This window comes from Kineosporia babensis, assembly GCF_021129305.1.
In the GTDB taxonomy this organism is placed as follows: domain Bacteria; phylum Actinomycetota; class Actinomycetes; order Actinomycetales; family Kineosporiaceae; genus Kineosporia; species Kineosporia babensis.
On record NZ_JAJOMB010000002.1, the window covers coordinates 65,543 to 91,107 of the forward strand.

The 25,565-nt window shown below is 70.3% G+C and carries 24 protein-coding genes; 22 read left to right on the top strand and 2 right to left on the bottom strand.

The features are described from left to right. Window positions 1-4: 4 nt before the first annotated feature. The 8 genes from argS to LR394_RS03830 all read left to right on the top strand — a co-directional run bounded on the left by argS (window position 5) and on the right by LR394_RS03830 (window position 10,327). Complete coding sequence (argS, locus tag LR394_RS03795) at window positions 5-1,645, top strand: arginine--tRNA ligase (protein WP_231438932.1); 1,641 nt, start codon at window positions 5-7, stop codon at window positions 1,643-1,645. A 10-nt stretch (window positions 1,646-1,655) separates the two neighbouring features. Then, entirely contained in the window at window positions 1,656-3,083 is a 1,428-nt protein-coding gene (gene lysA / locus LR394_RS03800; RefSeq protein ID WP_231438933.1) for a diaminopimelate decarboxylase, read from the top strand. Between the two features lie 93 nt (window positions 3,084-3,176). Beyond that, window positions 3,177-3,455 carry a helix-turn-helix domain-containing protein gene (locus LR394_RS03805; RefSeq protein ID WP_231438934.1) on the top strand — a complete coding sequence of 93 codons (279 nt, stop codon included), beginning with the start codon at window positions 3,177-3,179 and terminating at the stop codon, window positions 3,453-3,455. Between the two features lie 64 nt (window positions 3,456-3,519). Then, on the top strand, window positions 3,520-5,331 hold the full coding sequence (locus tag LR394_RS03810; protein ID WP_231438935.1) for a methylmalonyl-CoA mutase subunit beta: 1,812 nt from the start codon (window positions 3,520-3,522) through the stop codon (window positions 5,329-5,331). Between the two features lie 27 nt (window positions 5,332-5,358). Beyond that, window positions 5,359-7,485 (top strand): methylmalonyl-CoA mutase, encoded by a 2,127-nt coding sequence (gene scpA / locus LR394_RS03815; protein ID WP_407936978.1) that lies wholly within the window; start codon window positions 5,359-5,361, stop codon window positions 7,483-7,485. Between the two features lie 5 nt (window positions 7,486-7,490). Continuing rightward, window positions 7,491-7,757: a UBP-type zinc finger domain-containing protein gene (locus LR394_RS03820; RefSeq protein ID WP_231438937.1), complete on the top strand. Its 267-nt coding sequence runs from the start codon at window positions 7,491-7,493 to the stop codon at window positions 7,755-7,757. Further along, a complete protein-coding gene (gene meaB, locus LR394_RS03825) occupies window positions 7,754-8,785 on the top strand; it encodes a methylmalonyl Co-A mutase-associated GTPase MeaB (RefSeq protein WP_231438938.1) in 1,032 nt (343 codons plus the stop codon). Before LR394_RS03820 ends, meaB begins: the two co-directional genes overlap by 4 nt. 42 nt (window positions 8,786-8,827) lie before the next feature. Next, on the top strand, window positions 8,828-10,327 hold the full coding sequence (locus LR394_RS03830; RefSeq protein ID WP_231438939.1) for a sensor histidine kinase: 1,500 nt from the start codon (window positions 8,828-8,830) through the stop codon (window positions 10,325-10,327). Window positions 10,328-10,462: 135 nt separating this feature from the next. On the opposite strand, the gene LR394_RS03835 is transcribed toward LR394_RS03830, so the two are convergent. Next, window positions 10,463-11,140, bottom strand: a complete 678-nt coding sequence (locus LR394_RS03835; protein WP_231438940.1) for a response regulator transcription factor — start codon at window positions 11,138-11,140, stop codon at window positions 10,463-10,465. 100 nt (window positions 11,141-11,240) lie between these two features. Here LR394_RS03835 and LR394_RS03840 point away from each other — a divergent pair, with 100 nt between their 5' ends. The 7 genes from LR394_RS03840 to prmC all read left to right on the top strand — a co-directional run bounded on the left by LR394_RS03840 (window position 11,241) and on the right by prmC (window position 19,348). After that, window positions 11,241-12,584, top strand: a complete 1,344-nt coding sequence (locus LR394_RS03840) for a homoserine dehydrogenase (protein ID WP_269328642.1) — start codon at window positions 11,241-11,243, stop codon at window positions 12,582-12,584. Then, window positions 12,584-13,654 (top strand): threonine synthase, encoded by a 1,071-nt coding sequence (gene thrC, locus LR394_RS03845; protein ID WP_231438942.1) that lies wholly within the window; start codon window positions 12,584-12,586, stop codon window positions 13,652-13,654. The genes LR394_RS03840 and thrC overlap by 1 nt, the downstream gene beginning before the upstream one ends. Next, window positions 13,654-14,610 carry a homoserine kinase gene (gene thrB, locus LR394_RS03850; protein ID WP_231438943.1) on the top strand — a complete coding sequence of 319 codons (957 nt, stop codon included), beginning with the start codon at window positions 13,654-13,656 and terminating at the stop codon, window positions 14,608-14,610. Before thrC ends, thrB begins: the two co-directional genes overlap by 1 nt. 330 nt (window positions 14,611-14,940) lie before the next feature. Further along, the gene (gene rho, locus LR394_RS03855; RefSeq protein ID WP_269328677.1) at window positions 14,941-16,866 is read left to right on the top strand and encodes a transcription termination factor Rho; all 1,926 of its coding nucleotides are present in this window, start codon (window positions 14,941-14,943) and stop codon (window positions 16,864-16,866) included. 146 nt (window positions 16,867-17,012) lie between these two features. Then, complete coding sequence (gene rpmE / locus LR394_RS03860) at window positions 17,013-17,222, top strand: 50S ribosomal protein L31 (protein WP_231438945.1); 210 nt, start codon at window positions 17,013-17,015, stop codon at window positions 17,220-17,222. A 150-nt stretch (window positions 17,223-17,372) separates the two neighbouring features. After that, a complete protein-coding gene (gene prfA / locus LR394_RS03865) occupies window positions 17,373-18,479 on the top strand; it encodes a peptide chain release factor 1 (protein ID WP_231438946.1) in 1,107 nt (368 codons plus the stop codon). Continuing rightward, window positions 18,476-19,348, top strand: a complete 873-nt coding sequence (prmC, locus tag LR394_RS03870; protein WP_231438947.1) for a peptide chain release factor N(5)-glutamine methyltransferase — start codon at window positions 18,476-18,478, stop codon at window positions 19,346-19,348. Before prfA ends, prmC begins: the two co-directional genes overlap by 4 nt. Before the next feature lie 58 nt (window positions 19,349-19,406). Here the strand turns inward: prmC and LR394_RS03875 are convergent, their stop codons facing one another. Then, complete coding sequence (locus tag LR394_RS03875; RefSeq protein ID WP_231438948.1) at window positions 19,407-19,808, bottom strand: ligand-gated ion channel; 402 nt, start codon at window positions 19,806-19,808, stop codon at window positions 19,407-19,409. A gap of 341 nt (window positions 19,809-20,149) precedes the next feature. Between LR394_RS03875 and LR394_RS03880 the strand changes: the two genes are divergently transcribed. The 7 genes from LR394_RS03880 to LR394_RS03910 all read left to right on the top strand — a co-directional run bounded on the left by LR394_RS03880 (window position 20,150) and on the right by LR394_RS03910 (window position 25,461). After that, window positions 20,150-20,830 carry an L-threonylcarbamoyladenylate synthase gene (locus LR394_RS03880; RefSeq protein WP_231438949.1) on the top strand — a complete coding sequence of 227 codons (681 nt, stop codon included), beginning with the start codon at window positions 20,150-20,152 and terminating at the stop codon, window positions 20,828-20,830. Further along, the gene (locus LR394_RS03885; protein ID WP_231438950.1) at window positions 20,827-22,146 is read left to right on the top strand and encodes a glycosyltransferase family 4 protein; all 1,320 of its coding nucleotides are present in this window, start codon (window positions 20,827-20,829) and stop codon (window positions 22,144-22,146) included. Before LR394_RS03880 ends, LR394_RS03885 begins: the two co-directional genes overlap by 4 nt. Further along, window positions 22,143-22,592 carry a hypothetical protein gene (locus LR394_RS03890; protein WP_231438951.1) on the top strand — a complete coding sequence of 150 codons (450 nt, stop codon included), beginning with the start codon at window positions 22,143-22,145 and terminating at the stop codon, window positions 22,590-22,592. Before LR394_RS03885 ends, LR394_RS03890 begins: the two co-directional genes overlap by 4 nt. Before the next feature lie 320 nt (window positions 22,593-22,912). After that, on the top strand, window positions 22,913-23,704 hold the full coding sequence (gene atpB / locus LR394_RS03895) for a F0F1 ATP synthase subunit A (RefSeq protein ID WP_231438952.1): 792 nt from the start codon (window positions 22,913-22,915) through the stop codon (window positions 23,702-23,704). Window positions 23,705-23,787: 83 nt separating this feature from the next. Continuing rightward, the gene (atpE, locus tag LR394_RS03900; protein ID WP_231438953.1) at window positions 23,788-23,997 is read left to right on the top strand and encodes an ATP synthase F0 subunit C; all 210 of its coding nucleotides are present in this window, start codon (window positions 23,788-23,790) and stop codon (window positions 23,995-23,997) included. Between the two features lie 40 nt (window positions 23,998-24,037). Further along, window positions 24,038-24,628 (top strand): F0F1 ATP synthase subunit B, encoded by a 591-nt coding sequence (locus LR394_RS03905; protein ID WP_231438954.1) that lies wholly within the window; start codon window positions 24,038-24,040, stop codon window positions 24,626-24,628. After that, window positions 24,628-25,461 carry a F0F1 ATP synthase subunit delta gene (locus LR394_RS03910; protein ID WP_231438955.1) on the top strand — a complete coding sequence of 278 codons (834 nt, stop codon included), beginning with the start codon at window positions 24,628-24,630 and terminating at the stop codon, window positions 25,459-25,461. Before LR394_RS03905 ends, LR394_RS03910 begins: the two co-directional genes overlap by 1 nt. The last annotated feature ends 104 nt before the right edge of the window (window positions 25,462-25,565 follow it).

Sequence of the window (25,565 nt, forward strand, 5' to 3'; positions counted from 1 at the left end):
GGTCGTGACTCCCGACGAACTTTCCGCCGCGATCCGGGCGTGCCTGGAGGCCGCCGTCGCTGCCGGTGATCTCACCGTCAGCGTTCCCGCCGAGATCCGGGTCGAGCGACCGAAGCAGCGCGAGCACGGCGACTGGGCCACCAACATCGCCCTGCAGCTGGCCAAACCGGCCGGTAAGCCGCCGCGCGCGGTCGCCGAGCTGCTGGCGGCGCGCCTGGTCGAGCTGCCGGGGATCAAGAGCGTGGACATCGCGGGTCCCGGCTTCCTCAACATCGTGCTGGACGCCGCCTCGGCCGCCGAGCTGGTGCGCACCATCGTCGAGGCCGGTCCCGCCTTCGGGCGCAACCAGCAGCTCGCGGGCACCACGCTGAACCTGGAGTTCGTCTCGGCGAACCCGACCGGCCCGCTGCACATCGGGCACACCCGGTGGGCCGCCCTGGGCGACGCGCTGGCCCGGGTCCTGATCGCCAGCGGCGCGCAGGTCACCCGTGAGTTCTACGTGAACGACGCGGGCGCCCAGATGGACCGGTTCGGCGGCTCGATCCTGGCCCGGATCAAGGGCACCGAGATCCCCGAGGGCGGCTACCACGGCGAGTACGTGGCCGAACTGGCCGCCAAGGTGCGCGAGCAGCGTCCCGACATCGACGACCTGCCCCTCGAAGAGGCCCAGATCCTGGCCCGGGAGCTCGGCTACGCCATCCAGCTGGCCGAGAACCGGCAGACGCTGGACGATTTCGGCGTCGAGTTCGACGTCTGGTTCTCCGAGCGCACGCTGCACGAGTCCGGCTCGGTGGACGCCGCGGTGGACCGGCTGCGCGAGCAGGGCCACGTGGAGGACCGGGACGGAGCGGTCTGGCTGCGCACCACCGACTTCGGCGACGACAAGGACCGGGTGCTGGTCAAGGCCGACGGCGAGAAGACGTACTTCGCCGCCGACGCCGCCTACTGGCTCTCGGTGCGCGACCGCGGCTTCCCGAAGAAGATCTACATGCTCGGCGCCGACCACCACGGCTACGTGCAGCGGCTCAAGGCGATCGTGGCCTGCGCCGGCGACGACCCGGCCGAGTCGGTCGAGGTGCTGATCGGCCAGCTGGTCAGTGTGGGCGGCGCCCGCCTGAGCAAGCGGGCCGGCAACATCATCGAGCTGAAGGACCTGGTCGAGTGGCTGGGCCGGGACGCGGTGCGCTACTCGCTGGCCCGCTACCCGGCCGACTCGCCGCTCGCCCTGGACGGCGAGGTGCTGCAGAAGAAGACGAACGACAACCCGGTCTTCTACGTGCAGTACGCCCACGCCCGGCTCTGCTCGCTGGCCAACCAGGCCCGCGAGCACGGGGTGGAGCGCACCGCCTTCGAGCCCGCGCTGCTGGACCACGTCACCGAGAACGAGCTGATCGCCGCCCTGGCGCAGTTCCCGGCGATCGTGGCGCAGGCCGCCGAGCTGCGCGAACCGCACCGGGTGGCACGGCATCTCGAGGTGGTGGCCGGGGCCTTCCACAAGTGGTACGACAACTGCCGGGTCACCCCGCGCGGCGAGGACCCGGTGGAGGACCTGCACCGCACCCGGCTCTGGCTGGCCGAGGCCAGCCGGCTGGTGCTGGCCAACGGTCTGGAACTGCTCGGCGTGAGTGCGCCCGAGCGAATGTGAGGAACTGAGAATGGGTGCGCACGAGGCGGGCGAGCTGCACAGCCCGGGATACGGCCACGTGGCCACGGTTCCGGGCTGGCTGCGGCCGCCGGACGACGTCAACGACCTGCTGCCCGGGCTCTGGGCGCAGACCGTGCACCGGGCCGGCGACGGCGTGCTGCAGATCGGCGGGGTGTCGGTGAACGACCTCGCGGCCGAGTTCGGCACGCCGGCCTTCGTTCTCGACGAGGCCGACTTCCGCAGCCGGGCCACGGCTTTCCGCGACGCGTTCGCCTCGGCCTTCGCCGGGGTGGGCGGCGCCGACGTGTACTACGCCGGAAAGGCGTTCCTGTGCACCGAGGTCGCCCGCTGGATCGCCGAGGACGGGCTGTTCCTGGACACCTGCTCCGGTGGTGAGCTGGCGGTCGCGCTGCGCGCCGGGGTGCCGCCGGAGCGGATCGCCCTGCACGGCAACAACAAGCTCGAGAGCGAGATCGACCGGGCGGTCGCGGCCGGCATCGGCCGGATCGTGATCGACTCGATGATCGAGATCGAGCGGGTCGCCGCGGCGGCCGAGCGGCACGGCAAGGTGCAGCCGGTGTTCATCCGGGTCACCGTCGGGGTCGAGGCCCACACCCACGAGTACGTCTCCACCGCCCACGAGGACCAGAAGTTCGGCCTGTCGCTGGCCGGTGGCGACGCGGCCCAGGCGATCGCCCAGGTCCTGGCCAAGCCCTCGCTGAAGCTGCTCGGCCTGCACAGCCACATCGGCTCGCAGATCTTCGACACCCAGGGTTTCGAGGTCTCCGCTCGCCGGCTGCTCGGCCTGCACGCCTCGGTGAAGCGCGATCACGGCGTGGAGCTGCCGGAGATCGACCTCGGCGGCGGCTACGGCATCGCCTACACCAGCCAGCACGATCCGCTGGAGGCCAAGCTCATCGCCGACCAGCTGGCCGAGATCGTGGTGCGCGAGTGCCGCGGTCTGGAGATTGCCGTACCCCGGGTCTCGGTGGAGCCCGGCCGGGCGATCGCCGGGCCCAGCACGTTCACGCTGTACCAGATCGGCACTCTGAAAGACGTGTCGATGGACGGTGGCGGCGTGCGTAGGTACGTGTCGGTGGACGGCGGGATGAGCGACAACATCCGCACCGCGCTGTACGACGCGGACTACTCCTGCACGCTGGCCTCCCGGGTGTCGGACGCCCCGGCGGCGCTCAGCCGGGTGGTGGGTAAGCACTGCGAGAGCGGGGACATCGTGGTGCGCGACGAGTTCCTGCCGGGCGATCTTGTCCCTGGTGATCTGCTTGCGGTCCCCGGCACCGGGGCGTACTGCCGCAGCATGGCCAGCCAGTACAACCACGTTCCGCGGCCGCCGGTGGTAGCTGTGCGCGACGGTAAGGCCCGGGTGATCGTCCGCCGCGAGACCGAGGACGACATCCTGGCGCTGGACGTCTTCTAGAAGCACCAGAACCACCAATTGAAGACGGGGTGCGCGCCTTTGGTGCGCACCCCGTCTTCAATTGTGGTCGCGGAAGTCTGAATAATGACGAAGGTGACGCGACCGTCCGCCGGGGTACCCAGGGCCATGCGCCGTCTCGGCACCGACCTGGCCACCTGGCGGCGGATCCGCAAGCTCAGCGTGGAGGAGCTTTCGCAGCGCTCCGGGGTCGGCATCGCCACCATCACCCGGCTGGAAGCCGGACAGGGAGCGCCGCTGGAACACGTCTTCGCCGTGGCCTCCGCGCTGGGCGTCGCCGAGGTACTGGCCACGGCCCTTACCCCGCGCAATGTGCTCGCCCGCGCGACTCCACCAGCGCCCCCGCAAGCCTGATGGGTGTGGCGTAGTTCAACCGCGACCACTGGGCGGTCCGGACGGACCTTCCTAAGCTGAGGGCATGAGTGCTGCGCCGCCGCAACTGCCACCGGACCTGCCCCTGGCCGGGCAGTTCGACCCGGCCGACCGGGCCGAATGGCTCCGGCTGGTGGCATCTGCCCTGGTCAAGGCCGGGAGAATGGGCGCCGGGGACGATCCCGCCGAAGCCGTGGCCAAGCTGACCAGCACCACGTACGACGGCATCGGGATCCGCCCGCTCTACTCCTCGGACGACGCGGTGGCCGAGGAGTCGATCGGGCTGCCCGGCTCGGCGCCGTTCGTCCGCGGCACTCGCACGGCGGCGCAGAGCTGGGATGTCCGGCAGCGTCACCTCGATCCGGACCCGGCCGTCACCCACGAGGCGGTGATGACCGATCTGGAGAACGGCGCTACCTCGCTCTGGCTCACGATCGGCCCGGGCGCTCTGCCGCTGAGCGGCTTGAGCCAGGTGCTCGACGGCGTGCTGCTCGATCTGGCGCCGGTGGTGCTGGACGCCGGTGCAGACACCGAAGCCGCGGCCGCGCGGTTCCTGGACCTGGCCGGCGACAAGAACGCCGGAAATCTGGGTGCGGATCCGCTCGGCCTGTGGGCGCGGCTTGGTCCCAGCCATACCCCGGACCTCGAACTCCTGGCCAGACTGGCCGAGAAGACGGCGAACACCGCGCTGCGGGTAGCTACGGTTGACGCCACGATCTACCACGACGCCGGAGCTTCGGACGCGCAAGAACTCGGCGCCTCCCTGGCTACCGGCGTGGCCTACCTCAGAGCGCTGACCGATGCCGGGCTGAGCACCGCCGATGCCTTCGCCCAGCTGGAGTTCCGCTACGCAGCGACTGCCGACCAGTTCCTCACCATCGCCAAACTTCGTGCCGCTCGCCGACTCTGGGCCCGGGTGGCGGAGGTCTGCGGGCACAGCACGGACCTGGGGCAGAAACAGCACGTGGTGACGTCGTCGGCGATGATGACCCAGCGCGACCCCTGGGTGAACCTGCTGCGCACCACGCTGGCGGCCTTCGGCGCCGGGGTGGGCGGGGCCGACGCGATCACCGTCCAACCGTTCGATGCAGCGATCGGCCTACCGGACGGGTTCTCCCGCCGGATCGCCCGCAACACCTCATCGCTGCTGGTCATGGAGGCCCACCTGGCCCGGGTGATCGATCCGGCCGGGGGCTCCTGGTACGTCGAGCAGATCACCGATGAGCTGGCCCGGGCCGCTTGGCAGCAGTTCACCGCGATCGAGGCGGAGGGCGGGATGGCGGCCGCGCTGGAGAGTGGCCGCTTCGCCGGGCAGATCGACGAGGTCTGGCAGCGCCGGGCCAAGCGTCTGGCCAGCCGCAAGGACCCGCTCACCGGCGCCAGCGAGTTCCCTAACCTCACCGAGACCGCACCCGTCCGTAAGCCTTTACCGCCCCGGCCCAGCGGCGGGCTGCCGGTCCACCGCTATGCCGAGGAGTACGAGGCGCTACGCAACGCAGCCGAGAAACAGGCAGAGAAGCCGAAGGTTTTTCTTGCCACCCTTGGCCCGGTATCGGTGCACACCGCCCGGGCCACGTTCGCCGCCAACCTGTTTCAGGCCGGTGGTATCGAAACACCGAACGGGCCAGTGGAAGACTTCCGTGCCAGCGGGGCCACGGTTGTCTGCCTGGCCTCCAGTGACAAGCTCTACGCGGAAAAGGCCGAAAGCGCGGCAGCTGAGCTGAAAGCGCTAGGTGCGCAGCATGTTCTGCTGGCTGGAAAAGGCGACTACGCCGGGGTGGACGACTACGTGTTCGTGGGGGTGGACGCCCTGGCAGTGCTGCGGGACCTTCACCGCCGGATCGGTATCGAGGGCTGAATCGTGAGCATTCCCAACTTCGCCGATGTGCCGCTGGGCGAGCCGAAGGCGCCGGCCGGGCCGGCGCAGCCGGAGTCTCCGGAGCCCTGGCGGACGCCGGAGGGGATCGACGTCAAACCCCTCTACACCGGTGCTGACCTGCAAGGTCTGGACTTCCTGAACACCTACCCGGGGATCGCGCCGTACCTGCGGGGGCCGTACCCGGCTATGTACGTGACCCAGCCGTGGACCGTCCGGCAGTACGCCGGGTTCTCCACCGCGGCCGAGTCCAACGCCTTCTACCGGCGGAATCTGGCGGCCGGGCAGAAGGGCCTGAGCGTGGCCTTCGACCTGCCCACGCACCGCGGTTACGACTCCGACAACCCTCGGGTGCCGGGCGATGTCGGGATGGCCGGGGTGGCGATCGACTCGATCCTGGACATGCGGCAGCTGTTCGACGGCATCCCGCTGGACAAGATGTCGGTCTCGATGACGATGAACGGCGCCGTGCTGCCGGTGCTGGCGCTGTACGTGGTGGCCGCCGAGGAGCAGGGGGTGCGGCCGGAACAGCTGGCCGGCACCATCCAGAACGACATCCTCAAAGAGTTCATGGTGCGTAACACCTACATCTACCCGCCCGCCCCGTCGATGCGGATCATCAGCGACATCTTCGCCTTCACCTCGGCGAAAATGCCCAAATTCAATTCTATTTCGATCTCGGGCTACCATATCCAGGAAGCTGGGGCCACAGCTGATCTGGAACTGGCGTACACGCTGGCGGACGGGGTGGAGTACCTGCGGGCGGGAACCGCGGCCGGGCTGGACATCGACGTCTTCGCGCCGCGGCTGTCATTCTTCTGGGCCATCGGCATGAACTTCTTCATGGAGGTGGCCAAGCTCCGGGCGGCCCGGCTGTTGTGGGCCCGGCTGGTGCGTGAGTTCGGGCCGCAGAACCCGAAATCCCTGAGCCTGAGAACGCATTCGCAGACCAGTGGCTGGTCGCTGACGGCTCAGGACGTGTTCAACAACGTGATCCGTACCTGCGTGGAAGCGATGGCGGCGACCCAGGGACACACCCAGTCGCTGCACACCAACGCGCTGGACGAGGCGCTGGCCCTGCCCAGCGACTTCTCGGCCCGGATCGCGCGGAACACGCAGCTCCTGCTGCAGCAGGAGTCCGGCACCACGCGGGTGGCCGATCCATGGGGCGGCAGCGCGTATGTGGAGCGGCTGACCTACGACCTGGCGCGTAAGGCCTGGCAGCACATCGAGGAGGTGGAGAAGGCCGGCGGGATGGCCAAGGCGATCGACGAGGGCCTGCCGAAGCTGCGGATCGAGGAGGCGGCGGCCCGGACCCAGGCGCGGATCGACTCGGGGCGGCAGCCGGTGATCGGGGTGAACACCTTCCGGCCGCAGACCGAGGAGCCCCTGGACGTGCTGAAGGTGGACAACGCCCAGGTGCGGGCCGGGCAGATCGAAAAGCTGAGAAGACTGAGGGAAGAGCGGGATTCCGAGCGCACCGAGCAGGCCCTGGAGCACCTGACCACCGCGGCCGGGCGGGGCGAGGGAAATCTGCTGGACCTGGCGATCAGGGCGGCCCGGGCCCAGGCCACGGTGGGGGAGATCTCCGACGCCCTGGAGAAGGTCTTCGGGCGGCACACCGGTCAGATCCGTACCATCTCCGGGGTGTACCGCAACGAGTCCCAGGGCGCGGGCAACGTGGAGGCGGTTCGTACCGCCACCGCGGCCTTCGAAGGCGAAGAGGGCCGCCGGCCTCGCATCCTGGTCGCCAAGATGGGCCAGGACGGCCATGACCGGGGCCAGAAGGTGATCGCCTCGGCCTTCGCCGACCTGGGCTTCGACGTGGACGTGGGCCCGCTGTTCCAGACCCCGCAGGAGGTGGCGCTGCAGGCGATCGAGGCCGATGTGCACGTGGTCGGGGTGTCCTCGCTGGCCGCCGGGCACCTCACCCTGGTCCCGGCGCTGCGCGAGGAGCTGAAAACCCTGGGCCGCGAAGACATCCTGATCGTCTGCGGCGGCGTGATCCCACCCGGCGACCACGATCAGCTCCGCTCGGACGGCGCCGCCGCCATCTTCGGGCCGGGCACGGTGATCGCCGATGCAGCCCTGGAGCTTCTCAGCACCTTGTCCGAGCGCCTGGGACACCTAAGCTGAGCGTCATGGCTGAGACCTGCACGCATCTGGACACCATCCACGACGTCACGCCCAGCGCCGCGGGCTGCGAGGACTGCCTGAAGGTCAACGGAACCTGGGTGCACCTGCGGCTGTGTCGCGAGTGCGGGCACATGGGCTGCTGCGACTCCTCCCCGGCCAAGCACGCCACCGCGCACTTCCACGAGAAGAACCACCCGATCGTCCAGTCCGCCGAGCCGGGGGAGAGCTGGCTCTGGTGCTACCCCGACGAAGTGGCCTTCGAGCTCGGATGACCCAACCCCACCCGACCACCCAACCCGACCAGGCCACCCAGCCCGACCAGGCTGATCGAGCCAGGCCCACGCGTCCGCCATTTGATCTTGACCAGGCCACCGAGCAGATCCGCGCCGGCTCCCGGGCCTGGATCGCCCGGGCGATCACCCTGGTCGAATCCACCCGCCCGGACCACCGCCGCCTGGCCCAGGAACTGCTGGCCCAGCTCGCCCACACCGCCCCGAGCACCGTCCGGCTGGGCGTCAGCGGAGTACCGGGCGCAGGCAAGTCCACCTTCATCAACGCCCTCGGCGGCCGCCTGATCGACGCCGGGCACGCCGTGGCCGTCCTGGCCGTGGACCCCTCCTCCACCCGCACCGGCGGCAGCATCCTCGGCGACAAGACCCGGATGACCAGGCTCGCCGCCGATCCCAGGGCCTTCGTCCGGCCCTCCCCGAGCGCGGGCACCCTGGGCGGCGTGGCCAAGGCGACCCGCGAGGCGATGGTCGTGCTGGAGGCGGCCGGCTACGACGTGGTCATCGTCGAGACCGTCGGCGTGGGCCAGTCCGAGACCGCGGTGGCCGAGATGGTGGACACGTTCCTCCTGCTCACCCTGGCCCGCTCCGGCGATCAGCTGCAGGGCATCAAGAAGGGCGTGCTCGAGCTGGCCGACGTGATCGCGGTGAACAAGGCCGACGGCAAGCACGAGACCGAGGCCTGGAAGGCCGCCCGCGAGCTCAGCGGCGCCCTGCACCTGCTCGGCGCCTCGACCGGAGTGCTCACCTGCTCCGCACAGGAGGGCACCGGCCTGGACGAGGTCTGGGCCCAGGTCCTCCGGCATCGCCAGGGGCTGGACCTCACGGCCAAGCGCCGCGAACAGCTGATCGGCTGGACCTGGTCGATGGTCCGCGACACCCTGCTTGACCAGCTGCGCGAGTCCCCGGCCGTGCGCGAGCTCACCCCGGCTGTCGAGGCCCAGGTCCGCGCGGGTGAACTCACCCCCGCCTCCGCCGCCGAGCAGATCCTGCAGGCCCTGCGCCGGACCTGAGCTCTCAACCTGGTCACAGCCGGTACCTGTGAGAATGCAGGCATGAGTACCGAGCACGGCTGGCGGTTCGACGCCGCCGCAGCCCCGCACCGGCTGCTGCCTTCCGTGCGCGCGCGTTCCACCGTGGCCGCGGTGGTGGTGGTCGCGCTGGCCCTCGGCCTGGCCGGCGGCCTGATCTTCTACGTGCTGCAGCACAGCCTGATCAGCGGGCTGAACCAGGCCGCCGACGCCCGGGTCACCGAGGTGGCCGGCCGGCTGGAGCTGGTCGGCGAGGGCCGGCTGGACGAGGAGCTGAAGAAGGCCCAGAACCAGCGCGACAACCAGTGGGTCCAGGTGCTCAAGGGCGACGACCTGGTCTCCAGCTCCAGCTGGAGCGAGGGCCAGCACCCGATCACCGGACTGCGCCCGCAGATCGGCGAGACCATCCGCGAGGAGGCCGGGGTCTTCAAGATCTTCGACACCGAACGGCCGTTCCTGGTGGTCACCCGGGGCGTGGAGTACGGCGGCGAGACCGACACCATCATCGTGGCCACCTTCCTGGACTGGCAGCGGCGCACCGTGGTCATCGTGATGGCCCTGCTGGCAGCCGCTTTCCCGGTGCTGCTGACCGCGGTCGGGGTGCTGATCTGGGTGCTGCTGGGCCGTTCCCTGCGCCCGGTCGAGCAGATCCGCTCGCAGGTGGCCCGGATCGACGAGCGCGACCTGGACGAGCGGGTGCCGATCCCGCCCACCCGCGACGAGATCGCCCGGCTGGCGATCACCATGAACGAGATGCTCGACCGGCTGCAGAAGGCGCAGACCGCGCAGCGGCAGTTCGTCTCCGACGCCAGTCACGAGCTGCGCAGCCCGCTGGCCACGCTCTCGGCCACCCTCGAGGTGGTCGACGCGGACCTGCGGGCCTGGCCCGAGCTGCGCCCGGTGCTGCAGAACGAGACCGAGCGGATGGGCGTGCTGGTGCAGAACCTGCTGCTGCTGGCCCGCGCCGACGACCAGGGCCTGAAGATCGTCTCGGTCGAGGTGGACCTGGACGACCTGGTGCTGGAGGAGGCCCGCCGGCTGCGCACCTCGAGCGCGCTGGAGGTGCCGGTCTCGATCACCCCGGTCCGGATCCTCGGCGACCCGTACAAACTCGGGCAGGTGCTGCGCAATCTCACCGAGAACGCGGCCCGCTACGCGCAGAGCAAGGTGGCGCTGAGCCTGTCGGTCTCGGAGTCCGGCACGACCGCGCTGATCATGGTGGACGACGACGGCACCGGCATCGCCCCGGCCGACCGGGACCGGGTGTTCGAGAGGTTCGTGCGGCTGGACGACAGCCGCGACCGGGCCAGCGGGGGAGCCGGGCTGGGGCTGCCGATCGTGCGCGAGGTGGTCCGGGGGCACAACGGTGAGATCGCGCTCGGGGTCTCACCCTACGGCGGGGCCCGGTTCCAGGTGCAGTTGCCGATCACGATCGAGGCCGGGGACCTGGAGCCGTTGCCGGGCGAGACCGGCGAGCTCCCGCTGGCCGAGATCACGGCCGGGTCCACGGAACCGAAGAACTGAACCGGCACCCACCGGTGGGCGCCGAACATCGGTGCCCACGGCGTCCTCAATTGAAGGACGAAGGTGGGCGCCTGGGTGCAAAGGCTCGCGAACGTCTCAAATCATGGACGTCGAGGGCACCTTGGCCGGTCGGGTTCAGCCACCGGTGGTGGAGAGCCGGTAACCCATACCCCGCACCGTCTCGATCGCCCGGCGCTCGAACGGCGCGTCGATCTTGCGGCGCAGGTAGCGGATGTAGACCTCGACCACGTTCGGGTCCCCGTCGAAGGCCGGGTCCCAGACCCCCTCCAGGATCTCGCCCTTCGTGACGACGTCGCCCTTGTGCCGCATCAGGAACTCCAGCAGGCCGTACTCGCGCGGGGTGAGCGAGATCTCCTGCCCGGCCCGCTCGACCCGCCGCCGGACCGGGTCGAGAGTCAGGTCGCCGCAGGCCAGAACCACCGGGCGCTCGGGGGCGCCGCGCCGGATCAGCGCCCGCAGCCGGGCCACCAGCACGATGAAACTGAAGGGTTTTGTGAGGTAGTCGTCGGCGCCGAGGTCGAATGCGTCGGTCTGGTCGTAATCGCCGTCTTTCGCGGTGAGCATCAGCACCGGCGTCCAGATTTCCCGGCGGCGCAGCTCGGTGAGTACCTGGTAGCCGTTGCCGCGCGGCAGCATGATGTCCAGAACGATGGCATCGAAACGCTTTTCGGTGGCCGCCCAGAGCGCGTCCTGGCCGTTGTGGGCGACCTCGACGACGAATCCCTCGTCGGTCAGGCCGCGGCGAATTGTCTCAGCCAGTGGACGCTCGTCGTCGACGATCAGTACCCGCACGGTCCTCCTCGGTCAGACCTGCAAAGATACTTGCCAGGACGGGGTCCGGGCGGGTGAACTCAGCAGGTTCTCAGACCCGGGACCGGGTCCCCATTCTCACATGTCGAGACAACACACACTAATCAGGGGAGTCAGGGTGGATCCGCTCAAGGTCGCGCTGCTGGGTTGCGGGTCGGTGGGGACGCAGGTCGCCCGCCTCCTGAGCACGCACGCGGAAGAACTCGCCCAGCGGGTCGGCGCGCCGCTTGAGCTGACCGGCATCGCGGTGCGCACGCTGGAGGCCGACCGCGGCCCGGACATCGACCCGAGCCTGCTCACCACCGACGCGCCCGAGCTGGTCAAGCGGGCCGACCTGGTGATCGAGCTGATCGGCGGGATCGAGCCGGCCCGCACGCTGATCCTGCAGGCCCTGGCCGGCGGCGCCTCGGTGGTCACCGGCAACAAGGCGCTCCTGGCCGAGCACGGCCCGCAGCTGTACGAGGCCGCCGAGCGCGGCGGCGTGGAGCTGTACTACGAGGCCGCGGTGGCCGGGGCGATCCCGCTGCTGCGCCCGATCCGCGAGTCGCTGGCCGGCGACCGGGTCCGGCGGGTGCTGGGCATCGTCAACGGCACCACCAACTACGTGCTCGACAAGATGGACACGGCCGGCCTGGACTTCTCCGCCGCGGTGGCGCAGGCGCAGTCCCTGGGCTACGCCGAGGCCGACCCGACCGCCGACGTCGAGGGCTACGACGCCGCCGCCAAGGCCGCCATCCTGGCCTCGCTGGCCTTCCACACCCGGGTGCACGCCGCCGACGTGCACCGCGAGGGCATCACCCAGGTCTCGGCCGGCGACGTGGCCTCGGCCAAGCAGATCGGCGCGGTGGTCAAGCTGCTGGCGATCTGCGAGCGCACCGTGGCCGCCGACGGCGCCGAGGGCGTCTCGGTCCGGGTGCACCCGGCGATGATCCCGGCCTCGCACCCGCTGGCCAGTGTGCGCGGGGCGTTCAACGCCGTGTTCGTCGAGGCCGAGGCGGCCGGTGAGCTGATGTTCTACGGCCAGGGGGCCGGTGGCCTGCCTACTGCCAGTGCCGTTCTGGGCGACCTGGTCTCGGCCGCGCGCAACCGGGTCGGCGGCAGCCGCGGGCCGGGCGAGTCCACCTACGCGCAGTTGCCGTTGCGCCCGATGGGCGAGGTGATCACCCGCTACCACATCAGCCTGGACGTGGCCGATCGTCCCGGGGTCCTCGCCTCGGTCGCCAAAGTCATTGCCGAGCACGGGGTCTCGATCGAGACCGTGCGGCAGCAGCAGATCGAGTCCGAGGTCGGCGAGGGGCGCGCCTCGCTGGTCGTGGTCACCCACGCGGCGACCGAAGCAGCACTGGAAGCAACCGTCTCGGCGCTGGCCGGGCTGGAGATCGTGACGGCCGTGGTCGGCGTCATGCGAGTCGAGGGTGAAGACTGATGGCACATCTGTGGCGCGGCGTCGTCGAGGAGTACCGGGACCGGCTGCCGATGCTGGGCGACGCCCCGGCGGTGACCCTCGGCGAGGGCGGCACCCCGCTGGTGCGGGCCCGGGCGCTGTCCGAGCACACCGGCTGTGAGGTCTGGCTGAAGTGCGAGGGGGTCAACCCCACCGGCTCGTTCAAGGACCGGGGGATGACCGCGGCGATGACCGCCGCGGCGGCGGCCGGGGCCAAGGTCGTGATCTGCGCCTCCACCGGTAACACCTCGGCGTCGGCGGCCGCCTATGCGACGGCGGCCGGGATGAAGTGCGCGGTGCTGGTGCCGGACGGCAAGATCGCGATGGGCAAGCTGGCCCAGGCGATTGCCCACGGCGCCGAGCTGCTGCAGGTCGACGGCAACTTCGACGACTGCCTGACGGTGGCCCGCAAGCTCGCCGACGCCTACCCGGTGGAGCTGGTGAACTCGGTCAACCCGGCCCGGATCGAGGGCCAGAAGACCGCCGCGTTCGAGGTCGTCGACGTGCTCGGCGACGCGCCCGACATCCACTGCCTGCCGGTCGGCAACGCCGGAAACATCACCGCCTACTGGCGCGGCTACCGCGAGTACGAGGCGGACGGGCCGGCCTCGAAGACCCCGAAGATGTGGGGCTTCCAGGCGGCCGGCGCCGCGCCGATCGTGCTCGGCCACCCGGTCGACCACCCCGAGACGGTGGCCACCGCGATCCGGATCGGCAACCCGGCCTCCTGGTCGCAGGCGATCGAGGCCCGGGACTCCTCGGGCGGGCGGATCGACGCGGTCGACGACCCGGCGATCCTGGCCGCGCACCGCTGGCTGTCGGCCCGCGAAGGGGTCTTCGTGGAGCCCGGCTCGGCCGCGTCGGTGGCCGGTCTGCTGCAGACCCACGCCGCCGGTGAGCTGGCCCCCGGGCAGACGGTGGTCTGCACGGTCACCGGGCACGGCCTGAAAGACCCGCAGTGGGCGCTGAAGAACGCCGACGGCGAGGACGTGCAGCCCACCCGGATCCAGGTGGACGTGGTCAGCATCGCCTCGGCCCTCGGGCTCGCCTGATGGCGGTCGATCACGCGCCGGCGGTGGGCAAGGGCCTGCGCGCCGGGCGCCGGGCCACCGTCCGGGTACCGGCCACCAGCGCCAACCTGGGCCCCGGGTTCGACACCCTGGGCCTGGCCCTGACCATCCACGACGTGGTCACCCTGAGCCTGGCGCCGACCGGCCTCGAGGTCTCGGTCGAGGGTCAGGGGGCGGCCGGCGTGCCGCTCACCGAGGAGCACCTGGTGGTGCGCGCGGTGCGGGCCGGGTTCGACCACGTCGGGGTGCCGCAGCCGGGCATCCGCCTGCACTGCGTCAACGGCATCCCGCACGGCCGGGGGCTGGGTTCCTCGGCCGCCGCGGTGGTGGCCGGCCTGGTCGCCGCCCGTGGGTGCCTGCAGGAGCCGGAGGCTCTGGACGACGCCACGGTGCTGGCCCTGGCCACCTCGCTGGAGGGGCACCCGGACAACGCCGCGGCTGCCCTGCTCGGCGGTTGCACGATCTCGTGGCACACCCACAGCGGGGTGCCCCGGGCCGAGCGGATCGACGTGCGTGCCGACCTGGACCCGGTGGTCTGCGTGCCGGCCGGTGAGCTGTCCACCAGCACCGCCCGCGCCATGCTGCCCGCGCTGGTGCCCCACCCGGACGCCTCGTTCAACGCCGGCCGCTCGGCGCTGCTGGTGCACGCCCTGACCCGGCGGCCCGACCTGCTCCTGGAGGCCACCGAGGACCGGCTGCACCAGGCGCAGCGCGCGCCCGCCATGCCGGAGACCGCGGAGCTGGTGCACAAGGTGCGCGAACTCGGGGCCGCCGCCGTGGTTTCCGGGGCCGGTCCGAGCGTGCTGGTGCTGGGCGGGCGTGGCGAGGGCCGCAAGGCTGTGGACGCGGTGCTCAGCGGCCCTACCGGAAATCGCTGGAACATTGAGCAGCCGGGAATTGATACAGTAGGGTCGCTTCTCGCTACAGAAGGTGAATAGTCCGGCCGACTAAGCAGCGGGAAGGCCGAGCCGGTAGCATCTGATCGTCCGCGTGACCGATCAATCACGGCTTTCGGACGGGATCGGTTGGCTTCGGCTGATTCCGGTTCTTCGTTCTGGGCCCCGCCGGTGTTACAGTACGTGTGCAGCCGCTGAGATGCCGGTTCCATCGGGCGCACGCGCTGTACTCCGCCGCTTTTTCCAGTCTCCATGCCTGTGTGCCGGGAGCGCGGCGTACCACCACTCGGATTCTCCGGGTGCAAACCCGCTGGTCGTGACGCGTATCGCGGCCGAGGAGGGGGAAGACCTTTCGTGACAGATACCACCGAGATGTCGGCACCTGTCGATCTCTCTACGCTCCGCCTGCCGCAGCTTCAGGCAGTTGCCTCGCAGCTGGGCATCAACGGCACCGCCCGGATGCGTAAGGCCGAGCTGCTCGCTGCGATCCGCAGCCACCAGGGCGAGGGCGCCGTGGTCACTCCGACCGCCACCCGTACGTCCCGCCGCTCCGCGTCCTCGCCGGCCGGAGCGCCGACCCGCAGCCGCCGGACCTCTGCCGCCGCGGCTGCTGCCGCCGCCGAGGCCCCGGCTGCCGAGGCACCTGCGCAGGACGCCCTGATCGAGGCCCCGGCCACCACGTCCAACGGCACGTCGGGCCGCCGGAGCCGGGCTGCTGCGGCAGCGGCTGCGGTCGCCGCCGAGCCCGAGGTCAAGGCCGCCGAGCCCGCCGCCGAACCGGCTGCGGCAGCGGCCGAGCCCGCCGCCGAGGCACCGGCCGAGCGTCCCACCCGGGGCCGCGGCCGGGGCCGGACCGAGCGTTCCGACCGGGGGGAGCGCGGCGAGCGCACCGAGGGTCGTTCGGACAACCGGAACGACAACCGTTCCGACGGCCGCAGCGACAACCGGTCCGACGGCCGGGACGGCGCCAAGGACGGCAACCGCGACAACCAGGGCCGTAACTCCGCCCGTCGCAACAACGAGGACGCCCGTCGCGACGACGATGACGACGACGACCCGCGCGGCCGTCGCCGGGGCCGTCGCTTCCGCGACCGCAAGCGCGGGCGCGGCCGGGACGGCGAGCCCGGTGGCGTGGACGAGCCGGAGGTCAACGAGGACGACGTGGTCGTTCCCGTGGCCGGCATCCTGGACGTCCTCGACTCCTACGCCTTCCTGCGCACTTCCGGCTACCTGCCCGGCCCGAACGACGTCTACGTCTCGCTCGGCCAGGTCAAGAAGTACGGTCTGCGCAAGGGTGACGCGATCACCGGCGCCGTGCGCCAGCCCCGCGAGGGCGAGCAGGCCAACCAGCGGCAGAAGTTCAACGCCATGGTCCGGCTCGACACGGTGAACGGCGGCGCGCCCGAAGAGGCCCGCAACCGCTCGGAATTCAACAAGCTCACGCCGCTCTACCCGCAGGAGCGCCTGCGGCTGGAGACCGAGCCGAACATCATCTCCACCCGGATCATCGACCTGGTGGCGCCGATCGGCAAGGGCCAGCGTGGTCTGATCGTCTCCCCGCCGAAGGCCGGAAAGACGCTGATCCTGCAGGCGATCGCCAACGCGATCACCCGCAACAACCCCGAGTGCCACCTGATGGTCGTGCTGATCGACGAGCGGCCCGAAGAGGTCACCGACATGCAGCGCACGGTCAAGGGTGAGGTCATCGCCTCCACCTTCGACCGGCCGGCCGACGACCACACCGCCGTCGCCGAGCTGTCGATCGAGCGGGCCAAGCGCCTGGTCGAGCTCGGCCACGACGTGGTCGTGCTGCTGGACTCGATCACCCGGCTGGGCCGCGCCTACAACCTGGCCGCCCCGGCCTCGGGCCGGATCCTCTCCGGTGGTGTCGACTCCAGCGCGCTGTACCCGCCGAAGCGGTTCTTCGGCGCCGCCCGGAACATCGAGAACGGCGGCTCGCTGACCATCCTGGCCACCGCCCTGGTCGAGACCGGCTCGAAGATGGACGAAGTGATCTTCGAGGAGTTCAAGGGCACCGGCAACATGGAGGTCCGGCTCTCGCGCCAGCTGGCCGACAAGCGGATCTTCCCGGCGGTCGACGTCAACGCCTCCAGCACCCGCCGGGAAGAGATCCTGATGGGCAAGGAAGAGCTCGGCGTGATCTACCGCCTGCGCCGGGTGATGGGTGCCCTGGAGCCCCAGCAGGCCATCGAGCTGCTGCTCGACCGGGCCAAGAAGAGCTCCAGCAACGCCGAGTTCCTGATGCAGGTGCAGAAGACCTCGCCCTCGGGCGAATGATCCGAACGTGGCCGGCCCGGGGAATGACCCCGGGCCGGCCACGGTTATGGAGCAGGCCTGCTGTTCTGGCAGACTTGCTCAAGGCTCCGGTTCACGAGCGGCGCACCCGTGCCGCACGACCCGGCGGCATAACTGAGGAGAGACAGTTGAAGAACGACATCCACCCGAAGTACGTGGCCACCACGGTCAAGTGCGCCTGCGGTGAGACCTTCGAGACCCGCAGCACCGCCACCAGTGGTGCGATCTCCACCGAGACCTGCAGCGCCTGCCACCCGTTCTACACCGGCAAGCAGCGCATCCTGGACACCGGTGGCCGGGTTGCTCGCTTCCAGCAGCGGTACGGCAAGAAGAAGTAGCCTCGCCGACGCCGGTCGTGGCCCCTGTGGGGCGGCGACCGGCGTTGTCGTTTGTCGGCGGGTTTTCGAACTGGGGACGTTGTGGAGCCCCGGGTGGGCACCCGGGCCTGGAGAACGTCCCCCATTTTTACTGTTCAGAAGAAGGCGAAGATGACCCAGCTCACCCCGGACGAGTCCGCGAAGTTGGCGGTGGAGCCGCTGCTCGCCGAGTACGAGGAGCTGGAGCGTCAGCTCGCCGACCCCTCCATCCACGCCGACGCCGGTCTGGCCCGCAAGCTCGGGCGCCGCTACGCCGAGCTGGGTGCGGTGCACGCCGGGCACGAGGAGTGGCGTGGTGCCCTGGACGATCTGGAGGCCGCTCGCGAACTGGCCGCCGAGGACAGCGCGTTCGCCGAGGAGATCCCCGCCCTGGAGGCCGCGCTCGAGGAGTCCCGCGAGCGTCTGCACCGCCTGCTCATCCCGCGTGACCCGGACGACAGCCGCGACGTGATCCTGGAGATCAAGGCCGGCGAGGGCGGCGAGGAGTCCGCCCTGTTCGCCGGCGACCTGCTGCGGATGTACCTGCGCCACGCCGAGCGCAACGGCTGGCGCACCGAGGTGATCGACTCCAACGAGAGCGATCTGGGTGGATACAAGGACATCTCGGTCGCGGTGAAGTTCAAGGGCAACCCGGGCCCGGGCGAAGGGGTGTACGCCCGGCTGAAGTACGAGGGCGGCGTGCACCGGGTGCAGCGTGTCCCGGTCACCGAGTCGCAGGGCCGGATCCACACCTCGGCCGCGGGCGTGCTGGTGCTGCCCGAACCGGACGAGGCGGTCGAGATCGAGATCGACCCGAACGAGCTGCGGATCGACGTCTACCGCTCCTCCGGCCCGGGTGGCCAGAGCGTCAACACCACCGACTCGGCGGTGCGGATCACCCACATCCCGACCGGGGTGGTGGCCTCCTGCCAGAACGAGAAGTCGCAGCTGCAGAACAAGGAACAGGCGATGCGGATCCTGCGCGCCCGGCTGCACGCGATCCAGGTGGAGGCCGCGGCGGCGGAGGTCTCGCAGGCCCGGCGCTCGCAGGTGCGCACGGTCGACCGCTCCGAGCGGATCCGCACCTACAACTACCCGGAGAACCGGATCGCCGACCACCGCACCGGTTACAAGGCCTACAACCTGGACCAGGTGCTCGACGGCGACCTCGGCCCGGTGATCCAGTCGTGTCTGGACGCCGACGAGAGTGCCCAGCTGGCCGCGCTGCAGAACTCGTGAGCATCGAGCTGAAAAGCGTTCTCGCGGGTGCGGTCACGTTGCTGTCCGAGGCGGGGGTGCCTTCACCCTCGGCCGACGCGAACATCCTGGTGGCGCACGTTCTCGGGGTGGAACGGCGGGAGCTGTCCCGGCGGGTGATCCTGGGCTACCAGCTCTCGGCCGACGAGTCCTCGCGCCTGGCTGGGCTTCTCGACCAGCGCTCGAAACGGGTTCCGCTGCAGCACCTGACCGGTTCGGCCGGGTTCCGGCGGCTCGATCTGCTGGTCGGGCCAGGGGTTTTCATTCCCCGGGTGGAGACCGAATGGGTGGCCGGGGTGGCGATCGAGGCCGCTTCGGTGCTGCGGGATCCGCTGGTGGTGGATCTGTGCACCGGCTCCGGGGCGATTGCGCTGGCGCTGGCCGACGAGCTGCCCGCGGCCCGGGTGGTCGCGGTCGAGCTGGACCCGCCGGCGGTGCAGTGGGCGCAGCGCAACATCGAGGCGCTGGGCTCACGGGTCGAGCTGCGCCCGGGTGATGCGGTGCGCTGCCACGAGCACCTGCTGGCCGATCTGGCCGGGGCGGTCGACGTGGTGGTGGCCAATCCGCCCTACATCCCGCCGGACGCCGAGCCGACCGAGCCCGAGGTCCGCGATCACGATCCGGTACTGGCGCTGTACGGCGGCGGGGACGACGGCCTGGCCATCCCGCGCGGGGTGGTCGAGGCGGCCGCGGGGCTGCTGCGCCCCGGCGGGCTGCTGGTGATGGAACACGCCGACGTCCAGGGAGCTGGTGGGCGGGCGCTGACCTCGCCGCCGGAGTGGATCGATGTGCACACCCAGCGTGACCTGACCGGCCGCGACCGTGCGCTGCTGGCCCGACGGGCAGGCTGAGCGGACTCGACACTGAGCGGGCCGGTGCCCCGGGTGCAGCCGGGGCACCGGAGTCGGCTCAGCCGCGGATCGTGTACCACTTGCTCTCGGCGTACGACAGGTTGCTGCGGACGATCTCGCGCACCTCGGCCTTGGCGCTGCTCTTGGCGGTGAAGCTGAAGCTGGTCCGGTCGCCCTTGCCCCCGGTCGCCTTGACCACCTTGGCGGAGGCCTGGTCGGAGAAGCGGATCCGCAGCTGGGCCTGACGCTTGTCGGCGGCGGTGTCCTCCAGCACGCCGGAGACGTGCAGCTTGCCTCCGGAGACCCACCACTGCCCAGCAGCCTGGGCCCCGGCCAGCCCGTTGCTCTTCCAGGCGTGCTTCTTGACTGCGGCCGGCTTGACCTCGGCCGCCTGAGCGGTGGCGGGTACGGCCAGGACGGCCACGGAGGCCAGGGCGGCAGCAGCAAAGATCTTCTTCATGCGTTTCTCCAGGGATTGTGAAGCGGTGGACCTGCCGCCCGGTACGGCCGGGCGAGGGGGTCCGATCGGCAGTGCGGGCGGAACCGTGTCTTGTGGAACGGTTTTCGCGTCCGGCTGCGGAACAAGTAACGCATGGGTAACGAATGTCGGCAACGTGACGTGATTAACCAATCGCGCTAAGCACGCAATCCGGCAGGGGTGCACTGGTCGACACGCTCCGACCTGGCGTAAAGCGACCGGGCGGGTGCTCAGCGTGGCCGAGGTCGGTCTGGAGTGGCGGCTGGGGCGGGCAGCGCCCGCCGAATGCGCGCTCCGGCCTCAGGTAGTGCCACACTCGGGGGGTGAGTGTGCGTTTCGACTGCGCCCTGGAGGTCCAGCGTTCGCGCGGGATCACCAAAGCTGCCGACGGCGTCGCCGAAGGTGATCTCGTCGTTCTGCCGACCGACACCGTCTACGGAATAGGCTGCGACGCCTTCGACGCCGAGGCCGTCTCCGCCCTGCTGGCGGCCAAGGGCCGGGGTAGAGCCATGCCGCCCCCGGTGCTGGTGCCGCACGTGCGCACCCTGGACGGCATCGCCGCCGGGATCACCGCCGACATCCGGGCGCTGGCCGAGGCGTTCTGGCCGGGCGCGCTGACCATCATCACCCGCTCGATGCCCACCCTGCGGTGGGACCTGGGCGAGACCAACGGCACCGTGGCGCTGCGGATGCCGCTGCACCCGGTGGCCCTGGAGCTGCTGGAGCGCACCGGGCCGATGGCCGTCTCCAGCGCCAACCTGACCGGCCGCGCCGCCGCCCTGACCTGCCAGCAGGCGCAGGACATGCTGGGCGACTCGGTGGCGGTCTACCTGGACGGCGGCCCGGCCGAGCTGGGCGTCGCCTCCACCATCATCGACTGCACCTCGCCGGTGCCCCGGGTGCTGCGGCAGGGGGCGATCGAGCTGGCCGACCTGCGCTCGGTGGTACCCGCCACGCTCGGTCTGGACGAGGTCGCCCCGGAGTCCGAGGAGCCCGCTCAGTGAGGGGTTACCTCTTCGTCCTGCTGATCGCCACCACGGTCACCTACCTGACCACCCCGGCGGTGCGCCGGATCGCCCGGCGGATCGGCGCGGTGACCGCGCTGCGGGAGCGGGACGTGCACACCGTGCCGATCCCGCGCCTGGGTGGGGCGGCGATCTACTTCGGCATTGCGGTGGCCATGCTCACCGCCTCCCAGGTGCCGTTCTTCCACGCCGTGTTCACCGGCCGCACCGCCTACGTGGTGCTGCTCTCGGCCGGGGCGGTCTGCCTGCTGGGCGTGTTCGACGACCTGTGGGAGCTGGACGCGGTCACCAAGGCGGCCGGGCAGATGCTGGCCGCGGGAATCATGGCCTGGCAGGGCATCCAGCTGGTCTCGCTGCCGATCTTCGGCACCGTGATCCCGTCGCGGATGCTGCTGATCTTCGTCACCGTGGTGGCGATCATGGTCACCATCAACGCGGTGAACTTCGTCGACGGCCTGGACGGCCTGGCCGCGGGCATGGTGGCGATCGCCGGCACCGCGTTCTTCATCTACTCCTACGCGCTGGCGGTGAACTCGTCACCGGGTGACTACGCCTCGCTGGCCTCGGTGATCACCGCCGCCCTGGTCGGCTCCTGCCTGGGCTTCCTGCCGCACAACTTCAACCCGGCGCGGATCTTCATGGGCGACAGCGGCTCGATGCTGCTGGGCCTGCTGATGGCCACCTCCACGGTGGCGATCACCGGCACGGTGGACCCCTCGCAGCTGGAGGACAGCCGGCTGGTCCCGGCCTTCATGCCGCTGCTGCTGCCGCTGGCCGTGCTCGCGCTGCCGCTGATCGACCTGCTGCTGGCCATCCTGCGGCGCACCCGGGCGGGCAAGATGCCTTGGCAGCCGGACAAATTGCACCTTCATCACCGGATGCTCAGCCTCGGTCACAGCCACGCCGGGGCGGTGCTGATCCTGTACTTCTGGACGGCGACGGTGGGCTTCGGCGTTGCCCTTTTCGCCCTTCTTCCGGCCGGAACCGCGCTTCTGCTGGGCGGTGCGGCGGTGATCTGCGCGCTGATCCTGACCGTCGGCCCGCGGCGCTGGCGGCAGATGGCGGTCACCGCGGTGCCCGGGGCCGGGACACGCACGGCAACCGTGGTGATCCCGCCCGAGCCCGGCCTGCCCCGCCCGCCCGAGGACCCGGAATCCGGGGGAGTGGCTGGGACGGCGGGGAAACCGGGCGAGCGTCAGGTTCGTTCAGCCCAGGCACCCGCGGACGAGCGGGACGACCAGGCGGACACGCACCGTAGCGGCGCCGGGGTGAACTCAGGAATGAACGGATCATGAACATGTCCCAGGCCGAATCCGGTCCGCAGAAGGTCTCCCGGGCCCCGGAACCGGTGCTCACGCTGTGGCTTGCAGCACTCGTCCCAGCTCTTGTGCTGGGCGGCCTGACCAGTGCAGGGGCCTTCGTGGTGGGCCGCGACGAAGGGATCTCGGCGCTGGCCGGATCCGGCCTGGCCCTGCTCGCCCTGACCTTCACCACGATGCTGCACTTCCAGATCCGGATGACCGAGCCGTGGCTGGGCATGGGCCTCGCGTTCATGACGTACTCGCTGGTCATCGGCCTGATGTGGGCCGCCTTCCTGGTTTTCGACGAGACCGACTGGCTGGTCGGCCCGGCCGCCGCGGCCGGTCTGGCGGCCGGTCTGCTGGGCTGGATCGCAGGTCATATGCGCGGAGCGCTCAAGCTTCGCGAGCCGCTGTACGACGACAGGGTTGAACGCGACTGACCCGATCGGGTGCTGCCCGTTGCACCCCCGAGACAAGGCCATTCGCCCCTTGCTGGGGGGTGGCGGCAGAACCGCCCTACATGACTGATAGTGTCAAGCCAGATGGATGACGAGTAGACCCTGCTGAGGGCACCCGCCATGACTGCGGTGTGCCCCGTGAAGGTCTCCGCCGGCTACGAGCTGCAACGCCCGAGCCCGTCTTCCCCCTGAACCTGTAACACCCTGAGCCTGAAGCAACCCTGACTGACCCTGCCGCCAAGCCTCCTCAAGGCTGAATGGCTGAACCCCGCAACGAAGCATTGAGTCTTGGAGGAGCGACCGTGAATTACCTGGCCGCCGGTGGTGGAGGAGAAGAGGGCTTCCACGCTCCCGGCATCGCCGAGTTCTGGCAGCCGCTCGTCGGGAACGGGGCCTTCGCCCTGACACGTTCGATGGTTGTCTTCGCTGCGGTCGCCATCATCCTGACGGTCGTCCTGCTGCGGGTGACCAAGAAGCTGGAACTGGTCCCGAGCAAGGGGCAGTTCCTGGTCGAGAGCGGCTACAGCCTGGTCCGCAACGGCCTGGCCCGCGACATCATCGGCGCGGACAAGTTCAAGCCGTTCCTGCCGCTGATGTTCGCGCTGTTCACGGTTGTCCTGATCAACAACCTGATGGGCATCATGCCCTTCATCAACTTCCCGACCTTCAGCCGGATCGGCTACGCGATCGTCCTGACCGCGATCGTCTACTTCACCTACCACGGTGTCGGTATCGCGCGGCTGGGCCTGTTCGGCTGGCTGAAGAGCTTCTGCCCGCCCGGGCTGCCCGCCTGGGTGGTGCCGATCGTCTGGATCATCGAGTTCCTGACCTACGTGGTCAACCGCCCGCTGACCATGGCGCTGCGACTCTTCGGCAACATGTTCGCCGGTCACCTGATGATCATGGTGTTCGTCTTCGGCGGTGAGTACCTGCTGTTCAGCACCGAGGGCTTCCTGCCCGTGACCGGTGTGCTCGCCTATGTGTTCTCTCTGGCGATCTTCCTCTTCGAGGTGATCGTCCAGTGCCTCCAGGCGTACGTCTTCGTGCTCCTGGCCTGCGTTTACATCGCCGGTGCCGTCGCCGACGAGCACTGATCTTCCGCCGGTGCCCGTCGCACGACGCGCACTGACAACAGCCTGACCCCTTCAGGCACCAACCCGAAAGGCAGGAAACTGCAATGGTCGAAGGCAACATCGCATTCCTGGGCTACGGCATCGCCGCGATCGGCCCCGGCATCGGCGTGGGTCTGATCTTCGCCGCTTACATCAACGGTGTGGCGCGTCAGCCGGAGTCCCGCAGCGTGCTGCAGACCATCGCCTTCACCGGCTTCGCCCTGACCGAGGCGCTGGCCCTGCTGGGTCTGGTCTTCGCGTTCCTCTTCCGCTGATCGCCCTTCCATCACGGCCTGACCGGGAAGGAGGGTGACTGTGAACACGCTATTGCTCATCGCTGCGGCTGAGACCGAAGAGCCCCAGGCGACCGGCTGGGGCAGCAAGCTGCCGATCATTCCGCACCCGTCGGAAGTCATTACCAGCCTCGTCTTCTTCGCGATCGTCTTCTACGTCATGTGGAAGTACGTCGTGCCCCGCCTCGAGGCGGTCTACGCCGAGCGTACGGCCGAGATCGAGGGCGGCATCGAGAAGGCGGCCCAGGCTCAGGCCGAGGCCGCTGCGGCTCTGGACGAGTACCAGGCCCAGCTGTCCGAGGCTCGCGCCGAGGCCGGCCGGATCCGTGAAGAGGCGCGCGCCCAGGGCGCGCAGATCATCGCGGAGATGCGGGAGCAGGCCCAGGCCGAGGCTGCCCGGATCGTCTCCTCCGCTCAGGCCCAGGTGGCCGCCGAGCTGCAGCAGGCGAACGTGCAGCTGCGTTCCGAGGTCGGTTCCATGGCCACGGAGCTCGCCTCGCGGATCGTCGGTGAGTCCCTGCAGGACTCGGCCCGGCAGTCCCGGGTGATCGACCGCTTCCTGGACGAGCTGGAGCAGGCCGACACCGCCCCCGTCACGGGCCGGGTCTCCTGATGGCGGCGCAGGTGCGGATGCAGGGTCCGAGCCGGGCGGCTCTGGCCGCCGGGCAGGACCGGCTGGAGATGCTGCTCAACTCCGTCGGCACCGACGCGGCCCGGTTCGCGGAGGACCTGTTCGGGGTCACCGACCTGGTGGCCTCCAACGCCGCCCTGCGCCGGGCCCTGACCGAGTCGTCCCGGACCCCCGAGGCCCGGGCCGCTCTGGCGGCTCAGCTGCTCACCGGTAAGGTCTCCGGCCCTTCGCTGGACCTGGTCTCCGGCCTGGTCCGGTCGCAGTGGGCGGTCTCGACCGACCTCACCGAGGCGCTCGAGGGCCTGGCGGTCAACGCCGCGCTGTTCGGCGCCGAGCGGGCCGAGCGGCTCGACCGGGTCGAGGACGAACTGTTCCGGTTCGGCCGCACGGTGGCGGGCGACGTCTCGCTGCGGGACGCGTTCGCGCTCCGCACGCCGGGCTCCGACCGCAAGCGGCAGCTGGTCCACCAGCTGCTCAGCACCAAGGTGGCGCCCGAGACCCTGCGCCTGGCGATCCAGGCGGCGGTCTCCCCGCGGGGCCGCCGGGTGGAGCAGGTGCTGGAGAAGTTCCTGGAGGCAGCCGCCGCCCGACGCCGCCAGCTGGTGGCCGAGGTGGTTGCGGCCTCACCGCTCACCGAGGGCCAGCGGGCCCGGCTCAGCACCGCGCTGCGCCGGCTCTACGGCCGGGACATCCGCGTCAACCTGGACATCGACCCCTCGGTCGTGGGCGGGTTGCGGATCATGGTGGCCGGTGAACTGATCGACAACACGGTCCTGAGCCGGCTGAACACCGCCAAGCGGACCATCGCAGGCTGACCGCGGCGGCCGCAGCTCCTGCGGCCGCCCGCGGCGCGCGATGATGAATCCGCGACGCAAGCATTGGTAAGTAGCAAGAAAAGTTGAAGACCCACGGCCCGGCT